The sequence below is a fragment of the Ruficoccus sp. ZRK36 genome (assembly GCF_019603315.1).
Lineage (GTDB): Bacteria > Verrucomicrobiota > Verrucomicrobiia > Opitutales > Cerasicoccaceae > Ruficoccus.
Map to the genome: position 1 here is coordinate 2,283,145 of NZ_CP080649.1, position 16,638 is coordinate 2,299,782.

At 60.2% G+C, this 16,638-nt stretch carries 15 protein-coding genes and 1 tRNA gene; 15 read left to right on the plus strand and 1 reads right to left on the minus strand.

The window, feature by feature from the left end; translation table 11 throughout:
• Positions 1-141 precede the first annotated feature (141 nt).
• Positions 142-231, minus strand: a tRNA-Ser gene (locus tag K0V07_RS10075).
• A gap of 200 nt (positions 232-431) precedes the next feature.
• Between K0V07_RS10075 and nuoB the strand changes: the two genes are divergently transcribed.
• From nuoB to K0V07_RS10150, 15 genes are all read left to right on the plus strand, one after another.
• On the plus strand, positions 432-983 hold the full coding sequence (gene nuoB, locus K0V07_RS10080; protein ID WP_220621261.1) for an NADH-quinone oxidoreductase subunit NuoB: 552 nt from the start codon (positions 432-434) through the stop codon (positions 981-983).
• Complete coding sequence (locus K0V07_RS10085; RefSeq protein ID WP_220621262.1) at positions 983-1,609, plus strand: NADH-quinone oxidoreductase subunit C; 627 nt, start codon at positions 983-985, stop codon at positions 1,607-1,609. The genes nuoB and K0V07_RS10085 overlap by 1 nt, the downstream gene beginning before the upstream one ends.
• Before the next feature lie 7 nt (positions 1,610-1,616).
• Positions 1,617-2,858, plus strand: a complete 1,242-nt coding sequence (gene nuoD / locus K0V07_RS10090) for an NADH dehydrogenase (quinone) subunit D (protein ID WP_220621263.1) — start codon at positions 1,617-1,619, stop codon at positions 2,856-2,858.
• Positions 2,859-2,874: 16 nt separating this feature from the next.
• On the plus strand, positions 2,875-3,414 hold the full coding sequence (locus K0V07_RS10095) for an NAD(P)H-dependent oxidoreductase subunit E (protein WP_220621264.1): 540 nt from the start codon (positions 2,875-2,877) through the stop codon (positions 3,412-3,414).
• A gap of 45 nt (positions 3,415-3,459) precedes the next feature.
• Positions 3,460-4,815: an NADH-quinone oxidoreductase subunit NuoF gene (nuoF, locus tag K0V07_RS10100; RefSeq protein ID WP_220621265.1), complete on the plus strand. Its 1,356-nt coding sequence runs from the start codon at positions 3,460-3,462 to the stop codon at positions 4,813-4,815.
• A gap of 16 nt (positions 4,816-4,831) precedes the next feature.
• Positions 4,832-6,541, plus strand: a complete 1,710-nt coding sequence (locus tag K0V07_RS10105; RefSeq protein WP_220621266.1) for a 2Fe-2S iron-sulfur cluster-binding protein — start codon at positions 4,832-4,834, stop codon at positions 6,539-6,541.
• A 3-nt stretch (positions 6,542-6,544) separates the two neighbouring features.
• On the plus strand, positions 6,545-7,708 hold the full coding sequence (locus K0V07_RS10110; RefSeq protein ID WP_220621267.1) for a complex I subunit 1 family protein: 1,164 nt from the start codon (positions 6,545-6,547) through the stop codon (positions 7,706-7,708).
• A 23-nt stretch (positions 7,709-7,731) separates the two neighbouring features.
• Entirely contained in the window at positions 7,732-8,280 is a 549-nt protein-coding gene (locus tag K0V07_RS10115; RefSeq protein ID WP_220621268.1) for an NADH-quinone oxidoreductase subunit I, read from the plus strand.
• 110 nt (positions 8,281-8,390) lie between these two features.
• A complete protein-coding gene (locus K0V07_RS10120) occupies positions 8,391-8,978 on the plus strand; it encodes an NADH-quinone oxidoreductase subunit J (protein ID WP_220621269.1) in 588 nt (195 codons plus the stop codon).
• Entirely contained in the window at positions 8,975-9,283 is a 309-nt protein-coding gene (gene nuoK, locus K0V07_RS10125) for an NADH-quinone oxidoreductase subunit NuoK (protein WP_220621270.1), read from the plus strand. The genes K0V07_RS10120 and nuoK overlap by 4 nt, the downstream gene beginning before the upstream one ends.
• The gene (gene nuoL, locus K0V07_RS10130) at positions 9,284-11,221 is read left to right on the plus strand and encodes an NADH-quinone oxidoreductase subunit L (RefSeq protein WP_220621271.1); all 1,938 of its coding nucleotides are present in this window, start codon (positions 9,284-9,286) and stop codon (positions 11,219-11,221) included. It abuts the gene before it with no gap.
• Positions 11,218-12,813: an NADH-quinone oxidoreductase subunit M gene (locus K0V07_RS10135; RefSeq protein WP_220621272.1), complete on the plus strand. Its 1,596-nt coding sequence runs from the start codon at positions 11,218-11,220 to the stop codon at positions 12,811-12,813. Before nuoL ends, K0V07_RS10135 begins: the two co-directional genes overlap by 4 nt.
• Complete coding sequence (locus K0V07_RS10140) at positions 12,810-14,330, plus strand: NADH-quinone oxidoreductase subunit N (protein WP_220621273.1); 1,521 nt, start codon at positions 12,810-12,812, stop codon at positions 14,328-14,330. The genes K0V07_RS10135 and K0V07_RS10140 overlap by 4 nt, the downstream gene beginning before the upstream one ends.
• Positions 14,331-14,609: 279 nt before the next feature.
• Positions 14,610-15,239: an imidazole glycerol phosphate synthase subunit HisH gene (hisH, locus tag K0V07_RS10145; protein ID WP_220621274.1), complete on the plus strand. Its 630-nt coding sequence runs from the start codon at positions 14,610-14,612 to the stop codon at positions 15,237-15,239.
• A 55-nt stretch (positions 15,240-15,294) separates the two neighbouring features.
• Entirely contained in the window at positions 15,295-16,623 is a 1,329-nt protein-coding gene (locus tag K0V07_RS10150) for a citrate synthase (protein ID WP_220621275.1), read from the plus strand.
• Positions 16,624-16,638: the final 15 nt, after the last annotated feature.

The window sequence follows — 16,638 nt, forward strand, 5'->3', positions numbered from 1 at the left end:
TTAAGGCAATTCGGGCGATTTTAGTAGTACTGAGTAGTATTTAGTCGTATTAAATACTTCAACAAATGCTCATATTAAGGCGTTGTTGATTCGTAACTTACTGAAAATTCGAGGCTTCCACGCCGGGCACTGAAAAGTCAGTGGCGGAGAGGGAGGGATTCGAACCCTCGGTGCAGTTTCCCGCACACATCCTTTCCAGGGATGCACAATCGGCCACTCTGTCACCTCTCCTTTTTGAAGAAACGGGGAGTCAGCCAGCAGGTCGGGGGGGAGTCAATCCCAAAGCATGTATTTTGTCGAAGTTCACCTCTGCCGCTTGAGTGAGGTATAAAATGGCCTTATGATCGGCTTGTATCTTGCTCAAGATGCACAAAATTTTTAATTAGGTTTGATTCCGGGGGGACTGCTCCCTAGGCAAGTAAGGGTTTTTTATGAGTTCGGAGGCTTCATACGGCTACAACAGCAAAATTGAGGGGGAAGTTGTCGTGTCCAGACTGGACGCGGTGATCAACTGGGTACGCAAGAATTCGGTATGGCCGATGCCTATGGGGCTGGCCTGCTGCGCCATTGAGTTCATGGGTACCGCCGCCTCGCGATTTGATATTAGTCGCTTCGGCATGGAGGTGACACGTTTCTCTCCGCGCCAGGCAGACTGCATGCTGGTCGCCGGCACGGTCACTTATAAGATGGCTGAAGTTGTGCGCCGCATTTACGACCAGATGCCCGAGCCCAAGTGGGTTGTGGCGATGGGCGCGTGCGCTTCCTCCGGCGGGATGTACCGCTCCTACGCCACTCTGCAAGGGGTGGACCGGATTGTACCGGTGGACGTTTACATCAGCGGTTGCCCTCCGCGCCCGGAAGCCCTGCTGGACGGCCTCATGAAGCTTCAGGATAAAATCATGCACGAGCATTCGGTCTCGAACCTGCTCAAGCGTGACATGCACCCGGCCCCCCAGGCCACTGCACCTACGGCTGCTCACTAATGACGCAAGATACTCTTCTTCAGGACCTGCTCAAACGCTTTGACTACGCGACTGAGCGCTCGAGCGCAGACGCGCCGGCTATTAATGTGCCGGCGGATAAATACGTCGAAACTTGCCGCCAACTGCGCGACGAGATGCATTTCGACCTGCTGACCGACTCCACCGGTGTTGACTGGGGGCAGGAAGCCAGCCCGCGCTTCAGTGTGCTGGCCCAGCTGTTCTCCACCCGTGACAAGCGCTACGTGCGCGTCCAGACCGAGTGTGAGGGCGACGAAAATCCCGTGGCTCCGACCCTGACCGGACTTTTTGGCATCGCCAACTGGATGGAGCGCGAGACGTACGATTTGCTGGGTATCCGCTTCAGCGGGCACCCGGACATGCGCCGCATCCTCATGTGGGACAGCTACCCGTACCACCCGCTGCGCAAGGAGTTTCCGCTGGCGGGCATCGAGGTGGAACTCCCGGCCGCTGATGTGACCGAGGCTACCGGCGGAACCAAGGTTATCGCCGCGCCGATGGCGGGTGGGCCTTTCCACTCTCCGCAGACCGGTGAAATGTCTGACCGCGAGCCGCGTGCCGCTGACCAGAGCTGGAACGAAAAGAAGGAGAAGCCCTCCGAGAGCTGAAGACACCATGCCGACTCAAATCAAAGAACTTTCCGTGGGCGACGCCGCCCGCCGTGCCGCCGACCACGAGGACGAGCTGCAGGGCGAAACCATGAGCCTGAACATGGGTCCCTCGCACCCGGCCACGCACGGGGTGCTGCGGCTGAGGCTCGAGCTGGACGGCGACTACATCCTCAAGTGCGACCCGGTCATCGGCTATCTGCATCGCGGGGATGAAAAGATCGCCGAGAACATGACCTACAACCAGTTCGTACCCTATACGGACCGGTTGGACTATCTCGCTCCGCTGGCCAACAACGTTTGCTACGCCATGGCGGTTGAGAAACTCGCCGGGCTCCAGATGCCGCCGCGCTGTGAGACGATCCGCCTCATCTGCTGCGAGCTGGCCCGCCTGTCCTCCCACCTGCTGGGTGTCGGGGTGTACGGGATGGACTGTGGCGCGATGACGGTCTTCCTTTATACTTATACGCAGCGCGAAAAGCTCTACACGCTCTTTGAAGAGCTGACCGGCGCGCGCTTCACCACCAGCTACACCCGTATCGGTGGGCTTGCCCGGGATATCCCCGACGGCTGGCTGGGCCGCGTGAACGACTTCCTCAATCAGCTCGGGCCGGCTATCGACGAGGTTGATAACCTGCTGACCCGCAACAAGATATTTCTCGACCGCACGAAGGACATCGCGCCGATCTCCAAGGAAGACGCGATCAGCTACGGCTTTACCGGGGCCAACCTGCGCGCCTCCGGGGTGGACGTGGACCTGCGCCGCGACTGCCCGTACCTCGGGTACGAAAACTACGAGTTTGAGACCCCGATCGGCTCCGTCGGTGACTGTTACGACCGCTACCTCGTCCGCATGGAAGAGATGCGTGAGAGCGTGAAGATCGTTCGCCAGGCCATCGACAAGATGCCCGACGGTCTCTGGTACGCCGAAGAGGCCAAGAAGATTTTCAAGCCGCAGAAGGACAAGGTGCTCACCAGCATGGAAGAGCTCATCCAGAACTTCATGATCGTGACCGAAGGGCCGCAGATCCCGGCTGGAGAAGTCTATTTTGAAACGGAAAACCCGAAGGGGGCTCTCGGCTTCTACATCGTCTCCAAGGGCGGTGGCGTGCCGTTCCGCCTGCGCATCCGCGGCGGCAGCTTCTGCTCGCTGAGCATCCTTCCCAAACTCCTGCCCGGCATGATGATGTCGGACATCCCCGTCGTCCTGGGCTCCTTTGACTTCGTCATGGGCGAGTGCGACCGCTAATTTCTGATTTGTGACCATGGACCTGGCTCCCGAAACCCTTAAAAAGATCGAATCGCTCTTTCCGAAGTACCCGGACAAGCGCAGCCTGACGCTGCCCCTGTGCCATCTGGTGCAGGAAGACCAGGGCTACCTCTCGGACGAGGCCATGAAGTGGATCGCCGCCAAGCTCGAGATCGAGCCCATGAAGGTGCTCGAAGTGGTGAGCTTCTACCCGATGTTCCGCCGCAAGCCCATCGGCAAGGTGCATATCAAGGTCTGCCGCACGCTTTCCTGCGCCCTCAATGGTGCCTACAAGGTCTGCGAACAGCTCGAGGACGCGCTCGCCTGCAAGCGCGGAGCCACCTCCGAAGACGGCAACTACACGATCGAGTTTGTCGAGTGTATCGCTGACTGCGGTAAGGGCCCGGTCGTCCAGGTCGATGATCGTCTTTACGAGAACTGCACGCCCGATCAACTCGAGGACTTGATCGCCCGCATCAAGGAAGCCGCTTCCGCCGAGCCCGGCGCCGCCTGCAAGGCCGCGCCCGAGCCCGGTACGCCCGCCTACAAAGGCTAGGGGACACCAACCTGTAACCACGGATAGATTTTTTCAGACAAGATCATGGCCATTCAGGAACGCCGAATTATTTACAAGCACGTCGATGAGCCGGGCTACACCGCCGATATCGACTGCTACATGCGTCACGGCGGTTACGACGTGCTCAAGAAAGCGCTCCAGGCCAAGCCCGAGGACCTGTGCAAGGAAGTTTTCGACTCGGGGCTGACCGGACGGGGTGGGGCAGGGTTCCCCACCGGCATGAAGTGGAAGTTCCTCGACCGCAAGTCCGGCAAGCCCATCTACCTCGTCTGCAACGCTGACGAATCCGAGCCGGGCACCTTCAAGGACCGCCAGATCATTTATCAGGACCCGCACCAGCTGATCGAGGGCATGATGATATCGGCCTTTGCCACGCAGTGTAAGCAGGCATTCATCTACATCCGCGGTGAGTTTATCAACGGCGCCCGCATCCTTGAAAACGCCATTGAGGAGGCCCGTGAAAAGGGCTTCGTCGGCGAGGACATCGGCGGCTCAGGCTACTCCTGCGACATCGTGGTGCACCGCGGAGCCGGGGCCTACATCTGTGGTGAGGAAACCGGCCTGATCGAGTCTCTCGAAGGCAAGCGCGGCTACCCGCGCATCAAGCCCCCGTATTTCCCGGCTGTGCTCGGCCTGTACCAGTGCCCGACCATCGTGAATAACGTGGAGACCCTTTCGCAGGTGAAGCACGTCATTGAGATGGGCGGCGCCGAGTTCGCCAAGATCGGTGTCAAAGGCGACACCGGCACGCATATTTTCGGCGTCAGCGGCCATGTGCAAAAGCCCGGCTACTACGAAGTCGAGGCCGGTTCGGCCACCTTCGGCGAGCTTTTGTACGACCTGTGCGGCGGACCGCTGCCGGGCCGCAAGTTCAAGGCCCTGATCCCCGGTGGTTCCTCCACCAAGATTCTCCGCTTTGGCGAGCGTTTCACCGGTAAGCATCCGAACACCGGTGAGGAGTTTGACTGGGGCGTTGAGGACATCCCGCTGGACGCCGTCAGCCTGCGCTGCTGCGGTACCTTTATGGGAACCGGCGGCGCCATCGTGATGGACGACTCCACCGACATGATGGAGGTCATCGCCAATCTCATGGCTTTCTATGGTCACGAGAGCTGCGGCCAGTGCACGCCCTGCCGCGAGGGCTCCCTGTGGCTGAACAAGATGACGACCCGCATGACCTGCGGCCAAGCCCGCCCCGAGGACGTCGATCTGATGAAAAACATCGCCGACCAGATCGAAGGCCGGACCATTTGCGCCCACGGTGAAGCCGTTGCCTGGCCGACGCAGAGCCACTATAACAAGTTTAAGGACGAGTATCTGGACAAGATCGCCCACCAGGGCAACGGCCGCTACAACCCGAACGGATACCCGCTCATCTAAGCGCTATACTTTTCCCATGTCAGAGAACGGACAGCCCAAAACGGTAGCCATCAACATCGATGGCAAAGACTTCGAGGTTCCCGAGGGGATGAACCTGGTGGACGCCTGCGAGAGCGTAGGCGTGGAGATCCCGCACTACTGCTACCATTCGCACCTCTCGGTCGCTGGTAACTGCCGTATGTGCCTGGTCGAGATGGGGATGCCGATGCGCGACCGCGCCACCGGTGAGCCCATCATGGACGACGACACCGGCCAGCAGAAGATCGGCTGGATGCCCAAGCCCGCCATCGCCTGCGCCAGCAAGGCCACTCCCGGTGTCCACATCAAGACCCAGAGTGAGCTGACCAAGAGCTGCCGCGAGGGTGTGATGGAGTTCCTTTTGGCGAATCACCCGCTGGATTGCCCGATTTGCGACCAGGCCGGTGAATGCCGTCTGCAGGAGTTTGCCACTGACTATGGGCGCGGATTCAGCCGCTACCACGAGGAGAAAAACGTCAAGCCCAAGCGCACCGTGCTGGGGCCGCGTGTCACCCTCGACGACGAGCGCTGCATCCTGTGCTCGCGTTGTGTGCGTTTCTGCTCCGAGATCGACAAGAATCCGGTCCTGGGCTTCACCGAGCGCGGCAGCCACTCCACACTGACCTGCTATCCCGGCACCCAGCTCGACAGCAACTACTCGCTCAACACCGTGGACATCTGCCCGGTGGGCGCGCTGACCAGCACGGACTTCCGCTTCAAGATGCGCGTGTGGTTCCTCAAGCCGACCAAGTCCATCTGCACCGAGAGCAGCGCGGGCGTGAATACCGAGGTTTGGAGCCGTGAGGGTAAGCTTTACCGCGTGACGCCGCGCCGCAACGACGAGGTCAACGACTCCTGGATGACCGACTCTGGCCGCGCGCTTTACAAGCTCGTCGAGCGTGAAGACCGCATGCAGCGCTTCCGGATCGACGGCCAGGTGGCCTCGCTGGGTAACGCCGTGCTGCGCGCCCGAGAGCTGATCCAGCTCGGTCCGGTGGCCTATGTCGCCTCCGGCCACCTCAGCGTTGAAGAGCAGGCCATGCTCCGCAAGCTGGTGGAGAAGGAGCCCGGCTCCGTGACTTTCGTCAGCCACACCGAGGAGGGGGATGGCCGCCTCATCACCAATGACCGTACGCCCAATGTGCGTGGCGGTCTCGTGACGGGCTTGATCAACGAGCTGCCGGTGGCCTCTCTGGATAAGCTGCGCGGTCAGCTCGAAGCCGGTGAGCTCAAGACCATCGTCAGCTACGGTGAGGATCTGGTGGCTGCGGGTCTTCCGCCCGAGTTGCTGAAAAAGGCGAACGTGGTTTACCTCGGTACGCACCGTAATGCCACGACCGACCTTGCGCGGGTGCTCCTCCCGACGCTGACCGTCTTTGAAAAGACCGGCAGCTTTATCAACCAGCAGTTCCGCCTGCAGAAGTTTTACCAGGCAGTTCCCGGCCCCGCCGGTCTTCTGCCCGACGTCTATGTGCTCGACGCCCTGCTGGCCGAGTGCGCCGGAGGCACTCCCTGCCATCCCACGATGGAGCAGATCTGGGACTACCTGCATGAGAACGTCGAACTGCTCAAGGACGTATACTTTAACAAGATCCCCGAAACCGGCCTGCTGCTGGACGGGTCTGCCTATCAGGGGCTGCCGTTCTGCGAAGGTGCCAGCTGGCACTACGAGCCGCAGGGTGAAGCTGTCGCTACCTCGAAATTCTAAGTCATGGACTGGATCGATATTTTACTGAAAGTCGTTTACGCCGTCCTCGTGGTCGTCGTCACGATGACGATCGCGGGCTACTCCGTCATGGCGGAGCGCAAGATCGCCAGTTGGATTCAGGGTCGTATCGGCCCGAACCGTGCCCGTATCCCCGGCATTGCGGACATTCCCGTGCTCGGTAAGATGCTGGTGCAGCTCGGTATCTTCCAGCTCCCGGCCGACGGCCTGAAGTTCCTCTTCAAGGAGGAGCCCGTCCCGGCGCACGTGAAGAAGGTGTACTACAACATCGCCCCGTGCCTGTCATTGGTTCCGGCACTGGTGGTGCTCGTGGTGCTGCCGTTTGGTGTTTACTATGTGGACGGTCAGGCGCAGCCGCTCGTCCTCGCCAACCTCGACATCGGCATCCTCTTCATCCTGGCGATCAGCTCGCTCGGGGTGTACGGGATCGTGCTCGGTGCCTGGGCCGGTAACAACAAGTACTCCTTCTTCGGCGGGGTGCGCTCCAGTGCGCAGATGATTTCCTACGAGCTGGCGATGGGGATGGCGATTCTGCCCGTCTTCATGTGGGCCAACGGCCCAACCGGCAGCCTCGGTGACCTCACGCTCTTTAACGTGGTGGAAGCTCAGAAGGACCTTTGGCTGGTTTTCTGGATGCCGCTTCCGGCCTTCATTTACCTGACCGCTCTTTTCGCTGAAACGAACCGTCTGCCCTTCGACATGCCCGAAACCGAGACCGAGCTGGTCGGCGGTTTCCACACCGAGTACGGCGGCTTCAAGTTCGGTCTGTACTTCACCGGTGAATACGCGCACATGGTCATCGGCTCGGCTATCTTCACTCTGCTGTTCTTCGGCGGGTGGCAGTTCCTGCCGACCTTCGGGGTCCTGCCGGACTGGGTTGCCAACCCCTGGGCCTCTTGGGGCTGGATTGGCGCCGTCATCAGCGTGATTTTCTTTATCGTCAAAATGTATTCGCTGATGGTCTTCTTCATCTGGATCCGCTGGACGCTGCCGCGCTTCCGCTACGACCAGGTCATGACCATCGGCTGGAAGTACCTCGTGCCCATGGCCCTGGCCTGCATCATCTTCTACGCGATATTCATCGCCGCTTGGGATACTTTCTGGACCATTGAGAATATCCCCGCCGTCATCGACCAGGCCGCTCCCTAACCACCCAGGAACTTCTCACTGCCATGTCAAAAGTCGTCGAACGCAAACCGCTTACTTTCCTCGAGAAGACTTACCTGCCGCAGATCATCGGCGGGCTGAAGATCACGTTGAAAAACTTCTTCCGCCCCAAGGTCACGCTGCAGTACCCCGAGGAGCGCCCGCCGATCCCGGTCGGCTACCGTGGCGTGCCCACGCTGGTGCGCGACCCCAATGGGCGCGAGAAGTGCGTCTCGTGCCAGTTGTGCGAGTTCGTCTGCCCGCCCAAGGCCATCCGCATCACCCCCGGTGAGATCCCCGAGGCCGAAACCGAGCGCGCCCACGTGGAAAAGGGCCCGGAGGACTTCGAGATCAACATGTTGCGCTGTATTTACTGCGGCATGTGCGAGGAAGTCTGCCCGGAGGAGGCGATCTTCCTGCAGGACATTTACTCCGTCGTGGGCACCTCGCGCGAGGAGTTCGTCAACCACAAGGACAAGCTCTACGAGCTGGGTGGCACACTGCCCGACCAGCACTACAAGTGGGACAAGAAAAAAACCGCCGAGGAACGCGCTGCTGCCGGTGGCCATCATTAAACCTTATTAACTGACACTGAAGGGATTTTGACTTGAAAGGGCCAAGCCGATACTGAGACTTTTACCGCTTTGCCGGCTTCCAGCTGGCAGGCGACTGGGACGCATACGCTATGCAAGACTTCTTCTTTTATCTGTTTTCCGCGCTGACGGTACTCTCCGCCTTTTTGGTGGTGGTCAGCCCGAATGCGGTCAACAGCGCCGTGTTCATGATCGTTAGCTTCGTGGGGACAGCTGCCATGTTCCTGCTGCTGGACGCCTTCTTTCTGGCGATTCTCCAGGTGCTTGTTTACGCGGGCGCGGTCATGGTTCTGTTTCTGTTCATCATCATGCTGCTCGACGTCGAGCGCAGCAGTAAGGTGCGCCCGGACGTACTGACGGTAGCCGCCTCCTCGGTCGCTACGCTGCTGCTGATCTTCGGCATGGTTTACCTTTTCCTGACCGGGAACGACGCTTCCGGCCCCGCGCTGGCGGCTGTGCCTGAGGTACCCGGTGGTGCCAGCCCGATGGAGTTTGCCACGGCGGCGCGTTCCTTCGGCTACGGTCTGTTTACCAAGTACATGCTGCCGTTCCAGGTGGCTGGCTTTCTCCTGCTGGTGGCCATGATCGGTGTCATCGTGCTGAGCAAGCGTACCGCCGGGACCCGTGCAGGTGCTCCCGACGCCAGTGAAATTCGTGAATCGGAAGTGAGGGAATCATGAGCGGGATTGGTCTGAACGCATACCTTTTCGTGGCGGGGCTGCTGTTTGCCCTCGGATTTTTCGGGGTGCTGCTGCGCCGCAACACGCTGGTCATCTATATGTGCATGGAGCTGATGCTCAACGCCGTGAACCTCGCCCTGGTGGCGTTCTCGCGTTTTAACCGCACGATGGACGGCAACATTTTCGTCTTTTTCATCATCACGGTGGCAGCGGCTGAGGTCGCTGTCGGGCTGGCGATCATCGTCGCCCTCTACCGCAAACGCCGGACCGTTCAGGTCGAGGAACTCAACGCCCTCAGCAACTAGATGAACCCTCTGCAACTGCTCGCGATTATTTTGCTCACCCCGCTGGTTTCAGCGGGTGTCATCTGCCTGTTTCTGCGGCGTGGAGGCTACTGGGCCTCGGCCGTATCCGTGGTGGCGGCCTTCGTCATCATGGTGCTCAGCTTTGTCTTCCTGATCCAGTGGGACGGGCAGACGCTGACCGGCTCGCTGACCTGGCTCCAGCTGGGGCAGGACTACAGCTTTGACCTGGGCTTTCTCTTTAACCACGAGGCGGCCACCATGCTGGCGGTCGTCGCCTTTGTCGGGTTCTGGATCCACGTCTTCAGCGTGGGGTACATGGACGACGACAAGGACAAGGGCCGCTTCTTCGGCGGGTTGTCGATCTTCATGTTCTCGATGCTCGGCATCGTGCTCTCGGACAACCTGTTCATGGTCTTCGTCTTCTGGGAGCTGGTCGGCTTCAGCTCGTACATGCTGATCGCCCACTACTGGGACAAGGACTTTGCCGCCGCCGCCTCGAAGAAGGCCTTTATCGTGAATCGCATCGGGGACTTTGGCTTCCTCGTTGGTATAGCCTGGGCCTACCACTACTACGGCACGGCCGACATTTCCCAGATCACCGCACAGATCGCCAGTGGGCAGAGTGGGGCGGTCACGGGCATCGGCCTGCTGCTGATGTGCGGCTTTATCGGTAAGAGCGCTCAGTTCCCGCTGCAAGTGTGGCTGACGGACGCCATGGCTGGCCCGACGCCGGTCTCTGCGCTCATCCACGCCGCTACGATGGTTGCCGCCGGTATCTATTTCATGGTCCGCGTGTTCTTCCTGCTCACGCCTTTCGCGCTGGAGTGGATCCTGTGGTCTGGCGCGATCATGACCGTTTTTGCCGGTTTCTGCGCTCTGGGCCAGAACGACATCAAGAAGACCCTCGCGTACTCGACGCTGGCCCACCTCGGCTACATGGCCACGGCCATCGGTCTGGGCTTCCCGGGGCTGGCCATCATGCACATGGCCATGCACGCCTGCTTCAAGGCCACGCTGTTCCTCTGCTCCGGCTCAGTCATCCACGCCTGCCACCACGAGCAGGATATGTTCAAGATGGGTGGCCTCTGGAAGAAGATGCCCGTCACCTTTATCGCTTTCCTCGTCGCCACGCTGTCAATCTCCGCGGTTCCTTTCACCGCCGGTTACTACAGTAAGGACACGATCATCGCCGGGGCCTGGGGCAAGTTTGCCGCCGGTCACGGAGACGCCTACGCGTGGGCCTTTGGGCTCACGATGCTGGGTGCGCTGCTGACCGCCCTGTACATGGGCCGCATGCTCTTCGTCGTGTTCTTCGGCAAGCCCAACTCCGAAAAGGCCTCCCACGCGCACGAAAGCAGCCCGTGGATGTCGGTGCCGCTCGTCGTGCTCGGTTGGGTCCTCTCGCTGGGTGCAGGCTGGTTCGTGTACCACTGGGGCTGGGCTGATGGCGTGATGAACGCCCTCGTCCCTGCCGACGTGGCGCAGTTCATGATCGAGGGCTACTCGCACGCCGCTCCCGGCTGGGAAGGCGCGCACCACCTCTTCGAGGAGTCCGGTGCGCACTGGGTCGAGTACCTGAGCATCGGCTGCATCATTGGTGGCTTCCTGTTCACCTTCTTCTTCTACGGTCGCGGTCCTGCGCAGGATCGCCTCCAGGTCAAGGCTCCTGGGCTCTACCATGTGTTCGAGCGCCACGGCTGGTTTGACGATATTTACGATTTCTATGTCACCCACATCCAGCAGCGTTTCGCTGACTTTGTAGCGTTCATCGACACGGCCGTCATCGGCGGTCTGGTCGTGCGCGGTTCCGGCGCGGTCGCCGGGCTGGTCGGGATGGTTTCACGCTCGCTCCATGTGGGCAGCATTCACGGTTATGTTTATTGGTTTATCGCCGGCGTTCTTCTCTTTGGCGCCTTTGCTCTGGGACTGCTACGATGACGGACTTTAATTCCTTGCTGCTAATCCTCGCCATCGTGATTCCGCTGGCGGCTGCGGTGCTTCTGCTTTTTACGCAGAAGAGCTGTGACTGCATGGCGAAGCTCATCGCCGGGATCGGTTTTCTGGCCCCGACCGCCATCGCGCTATGGCTCTGGGGTAACTTTGGTGACGCCGCCCATAACGCCGCCGGCTACGCCTACCTGAGCCAGTTTGACCTCGGGATGAAGGAAACGCTCGGCATCAGCCTCTATCTGGGGCTGAACGGCATCTCCGCGCCGCTGTTTCTGCTCTCCGGGATCGTCGGCCTGGCCGCCGGTTGGCACGCCATCAACTCGAAGGCCGAGCGCCTGCCGCAGTACCTGCTGCTCCTGCTCGTCATGCAGGGTGGTCTGATGGGCGTCTTTGCCTCGGTGGACATCTTCTTCTTCTACTTCTTCCACGAACTCGCTCTCATCCCGACCTTTATCATGATCGGCATCTGGGGCGGGGCAGGGCGCCGCTCGGCCGCGATGGAGATGACGATCTACCTGACGCTGGGGGCAATGCTCTCGCTGCTCGGCCTGATCTACATCTACAAGGCCACCGACTGGACCGGCTTTGACCTGATCGCCCTGCGCGAATACGTCGCCGCCAATGACATCTCCGACGTCATCCAGCACAACATCTTCGGCCTGCTGCTGTTCGGCTTCGGGATTCTGGTTTCGCTCTTTCCGTTCCACTCGTGGGCGCCACGCGGTTATGCCGCCGCCCCGACCGCGAACGCCATGCTGCACGCCGGGGTGCTGAAAAAGTTCGGCCTCTACGGTCTGGTGCAGATCGCTGTGCCGCTGATGCCGGTGGGCGCGCTGGAGTGGAATCCGCTGCTGATCTGGCTGGCGCTGGGTAACATCCTGTTCATCGGGCTGGTAACCATCGCCCAGCGCGACCTCAAGCTCATGGTCGGGTACAGCTCGGTCATGCACATGGGCTACATCTTCCTCGGTATCGCCACTCTGTCCGTGGCAGGTGTCGGTGGTGCGGTCATCCTGATGTTTGCGCACGGTCTGTCCGTGGCGCTGATGTTCCTGCTGTCCACCGCCGTTTACCAGCGTACCGGTACCTACGATATGCGCGATATGGGCGGCCTCGGGATGAAGACCCCGATTCTGGCCGGATTCTTTGTGGCTGCGACGATGGCGAGCGTTGGCCTGCCGGGCTTCGCCAACTTCTGGGGCGAGTTCACGATCTTCATGGCCCTTTGGCAAAGCCACGCCTGGGCCGTTGCTCCGGCAGTGATCGGGATCATTATTTCTGCCATCTACGGGCTGCGCGCCTCGGCTGCGATCTTTATGGGACCGCAATCGGAGGCCTTCAAGGCAGCCTCTGCGGGTAAGACCATTACCGACATCACGCGGGCCGAGCGTATCCCCGCGATCATCCTTATCCTCGGGCTGGTGCTGGTCGGCTTCTGGCCGCGCTCCATCTCCAACTCGATCGACAACCAACTGATGGACGACGCCGTCTATCAGCCCCGCGTCCTTTCCACGGCCCACACTCCGGCGGCTCCTGCTACGACTGCCGCTGGCCATGAACACGAAGAGCCGGCATCATGAACAAGGAACTTCTGACACAGCTCTCCGAGCAGTTTGTATCGACTAACCAGTGGTGTGTCCTCTGGCCGGAAATCGCCATGGCGCTACTGGCTGTGCTGGTGCTGCTGATTGACCTTTTCGCCACGCGCCTGCGTGACCGCGCGGTGCCCTTCGCGGCCATCGCCGGGCAGATCGTGATCTTTGTCATCCTGCTTGGGCAGATGAGTGGCGGAGCCGGTGACGGGCAGATGTTCTTCGGCGGGATGATCCTGCCGACCACGCTCTCCGGCGTGATGCGGGTGTTTTTCCTGCTGGCCTCCATCCTGGTCTCCTGGCTGGGCGTGATCTATCTGCGCAAGCAGACGCTGCCTCGCATGGAGTTCTATTGCCTGACACTGATGGTGACGGCGGGTATGATGCTGCTGGGACAGAGCTCGAACTTTGTCATGCTCTTCGTCGCTCTGGAAACGGTGACGATTGGCTTCTACGTACTGGTCAGCTACGGGCGTAACAGCATCTTCTCGCTCGAAGGCGGCCTCAAGTACCTCGTCCTCGGGGGTACGAGCACGGCTATTTTGCTGTTCGGTATCGTGCTGCTCTACGGGGTGGCCGGTGATCCGAGCCTGCCTATGCACAGTGGCGATTCACTGAATTTCCTCGCACTGGAGCAGTTCCTCGCCGCTAATCCGGACAACATGCTGGCCAAGATTGGCGTGGTCATGGTCCTGTGCGGTATCTGCTTCAAGATAGGTGCTGTTCCTTTCCAGATCTGGATCCCCGACGTCTATCAGGGTGCTCCGACCCCGGTAACGGCTTTCCTCGCCGTTTCCTCGAAGGCCGCTGGTTTCATCGTCCTGATCAACCTGATTACGGGGCCCTTCGGCCCGATGCAGGGCATGATCGTGCCGCTGCTGTCGGCCATCGCCGTCGTGACGATCCTCTTCGGCAACTTTACCGCGCTGGGCCAGCGCAACGTCAAGCGCGTGATGGGCCTGTCCGGGATCGCGCATGCTGGCTACCTGCTGCTGGGCGTGATCGCTCTGGCGCAGGGCGTCGAGCTGGGCGCTTGGGCCGTGATCTTCTACCTTTTCACCTACCTGTTCGGTTCGTTCGCGGTCTTCGGCGTGATGTCTCACGTTGCCGGGCCTGATGACGAAAATCAGCAGATCGACCACTACGTGCATCTCGCCCGCCGTAATCCCTTCCTCGCAGGCGTACTGGCCGTGGGGCTGGGCTCGCTGGCCGGGATTCCGCCGCTGGCCGGTTTCATCGGGAAGGTTTTCCTCTTTGTGGTGGCCTACCAGGCCGACCTCTACCTGCTGCTGGCCGTGGCCATCATCGGGGTGGTCATCTCGATCTACTACTACTTCGGATGGATGCGTGAAGCGTTCTTCCAGGAGCAGAGCTGGCCCGAGGACAAGGAAGACGAAACGCCCGCGATCAAGGTTTGCCTTCCGCACAAGGTGGCGCTGGCCGCACTGGCCATCATCACCGTGCTGCTTGGCGTCTATCAGGGTGGCTTTGGCGGCGGCTTCTAGCCGAGTTGCACCCGGTGGCAATGATGGGCTCTGACCCATCGCTCACTGCGTTCGCTGCCCTTTCATATTGCTGGTCGAGGCATCAAAACTGGACCGTCTCTTGGTCCCGGCGCGAAGCGCCGAGAATAAAGTTTTTTGGGAAGAGCTCGAGAAACCTTTTGTTCACAAAAGGGTTTCTCGCATTTACTGCCATCTTCTTCATCTCAAAAAGATGGAAAGAACCATCTGAGTGCCAAGGAGTTTGACAAAGGGGCCAGGGGTGCGCACGGTTAGCCACGCATGAGCGAAGAAGGACCGATTGTTACCGTTATTGACCCGGAAATGGGTAATCTGCGCAGCGTTTGCCGCGCGTGGGAGCATGCCGGTGCACGTATCCGGCTGGCGGCGACACCCGATGGGGTAGAGGAGTCCGCAGCGATTATTTTTCCCGGTCAGGGGGCGATCCCGCACTGTATGGCCCGCCTGGAGCAGACCGGCTGGGCGCAGACCCTGCGCGACTGGATTGCCCAGGACAGGCCCTTTTTCGGCATTTGCCTCGGCATGCAGACCCTTTTTGAGCACTCCGAGGAGGGCGACACCAAGGGGCTGGGCATCTTTCCCGGCCGCGTAAAGCGTTTTGTCCTCGGGCCGGAGTACAAGATCCCGCACATGGGCTGGAATGCCGTGAGCTTCTGCGGTGAGAACCCGCCGCTGGTGGACGGTATCGACCGCGCGCGCGACCAGTTTTACTTTGTCCACAGCTATCATGTGATCACCGATGAGCGTGATCTGGTCTGGGGCGAAACCGTGTACGGATACCCCTTTACCAGTGCCATTGCGCACGGAAAGTGCTTCGCTACGCAATTTCACCCGGAAAAAAGTCAGGCCAAAGGCTTGCAAATTTATACGAACTTCGTGAAATCCCTCTAAGGAGGGGTATTAATTCCCCTACGTTATCAACCTTGATCTAACTTCAGGACCTCTCATGGAAGACTCCGCCACTATTCGAATCGCTAATGAAAATTATACCTTCCCCCTCATGGAGGGCAGCGAAGGCGAAAAAGCGATCGACACTCGCACCCTGCGCTCGAAGAGCGGTTACATCACCTACGATGAGGGCTACGGCAACACCGGTTCGTGCGAAAGCGCGATCACATTTATCGACGGCGAAAAGGGCATCCTTCGCTATCGTGGTTACCCGATCGAGCAGCTTGCCGAAAGCTCCACCTTCATCGAGGCCGCATATCTGATTATTTACGGCGAGCTGCCCCAGCGTAAGCAGATGACCGAGTTCTCCGGTCGCGTCCTGCGCAATGCCCGTATCGACGTGGGCATGCACCGCATCTTTGAAGGCTTCCCGCACAGCTCCCACCCGATGGCCATGCTCTCGGCCATGCTGAACTCCCTGGGCTGCTACTATCCGGAGATGGCCACGAACAACCGTGAGCGCGACCTGGAGTACTTTGATGAGGCGGCCTCGCTGCTGCTCTCAAAGGTCCGCACCCTCTCGGCCATGACCTACCGCATGAAGAACGGCCTGCCCTTCGTCTACCCGAAGCACAGCATGGGCTACTGCCAGAACTTCCTGCACATGCTTTTCTCCGAGCCCTACCATGACTACGTCCCGCACGACGATGTGGTCAAGGCGCTCGACCTGATCCTGCTCCTCCACGCCGATCACGAGCAGAACTGTAGCACCTCGACCGTTCGCATGGTCGCCAGTGGTGGTGCCAACCTCTTTGCCTCGGTCTCGGCGGGAGTCTGTGCCCTGTGGGGTCCGCTCCATGGCGGTGCCAACATGGCCGTGGTCAGCATGCTTCAGAAGATCCACGACGCCGGGGACGACGGCAGCCGCTTCATCGAGGCCGCCAAGCGCGGCGAGGCCCGCCTGATGGGCTTTGGTCACCGTGTCTACAAGAACTACGACCCGCGCGCCCGCATCCTCGGTAAGACCTGTGAAAAGGTGCTCGCTGCCCTCAAGCAGAACAACCCGCTGCTGGACATCGCCCGCCGCCTCGAAGAGAAGGCCCTGAGCGACCCGTACTTTGTCGACCGCAAGCTGTACCCGAACGTCGACTTCTACAGCGGCATCATCCTCGCCGCTATCGGCCTGCCGCTCGACATGTTCACGGTCATCTTCTCCATCGGTCGTATGCCTGGCTGGATCGCCAACTGGAAGGAAATCGCCGAAGGGGGTGGCCGTATCCACCGTCCGCGTCAGATCTACGTCGGTAAGAACCAGCGCGACTACGTCCTGATGAAGGACCGCGCCAAGAATCTGGCCCCGGCTGAAGGCCCGCAGATCACCGAGTAAGATCCCGGCCAACTG

Coding starts and splice junctions, on each gene's coding strand:
- K0V07_RS10105 (WP_220621266.1), top strand. CDS start 4,832: ATGTCAGAGAACGGACAGCCCAAAACGGTAGCCATCAACATCGATGGC.
- K0V07_RS10085 (WP_220621262.1), top strand. CDS start 983: ATGACGCAAGATACTCTTCTTCAGGACCTGCTCAAACGCTTTGACTAC.
- K0V07_RS10115 (WP_220621268.1), top strand. CDS start 7,732: ATGTCAAAAGTCGTCGAACGCAAACCGCTTACTTTCCTCGAGAAGACT.
- K0V07_RS10110 (WP_220621267.1), top strand. CDS start 6,545: ATGGACTGGATCGATATTTTACTGAAAGTCGTTTACGCCGTCCTCGTG.
- K0V07_RS10150 (WP_220621275.1), top strand. CDS start 15,295: ATGGAAGACTCCGCCACTATTCGAATCGCTAATGAAAATTATACCTTC.
- K0V07_RS10095 (WP_220621264.1), top strand. CDS start 2,875: ATGGACCTGGCTCCCGAAACCCTTAAAAAGATCGAATCGCTCTTTCCG.
- nuoB (WP_220621261.1), top strand. CDS start 432: ATGAGTTCGGAGGCTTCATACGGCTACAACAGCAAAATTGAGGGGGAA.
- K0V07_RS10120 (WP_220621269.1), top strand. CDS start 8,391: ATGCAAGACTTCTTCTTTTATCTGTTTTCCGCGCTGACGGTACTCTCC.
- nuoF (WP_220621265.1), top strand. CDS start 3,460: ATGGCCATTCAGGAACGCCGAATTATTTACAAGCACGTCGATGAGCCG.
- nuoL (WP_220621271.1), top strand. CDS start 9,284: ATGAACCCTCTGCAACTGCTCGCGATTATTTTGCTCACCCCGCTGGTT.
- nuoK (WP_220621270.1), top strand. CDS start 8,975: ATGAGCGGGATTGGTCTGAACGCATACCTTTTCGTGGCGGGGCTGCTG.
- nuoD (WP_220621263.1), top strand. CDS start 1,617: ATGCCGACTCAAATCAAAGAACTTTCCGTGGGCGACGCCGCCCGCCGT.
- hisH (WP_220621274.1), top strand. CDS start 14,610: ATGAGCGAAGAAGGACCGATTGTTACCGTTATTGACCCGGAAATGGGT.
- K0V07_RS10140 (WP_220621273.1), top strand. CDS start 12,810: ATGAACAAGGAACTTCTGACACAGCTCTCCGAGCAGTTTGTATCGACT.
- K0V07_RS10135 (WP_220621272.1), top strand. CDS start 11,218: ATGACGGACTTTAATTCCTTGCTGCTAATCCTCGCCATCGTGATTCCG.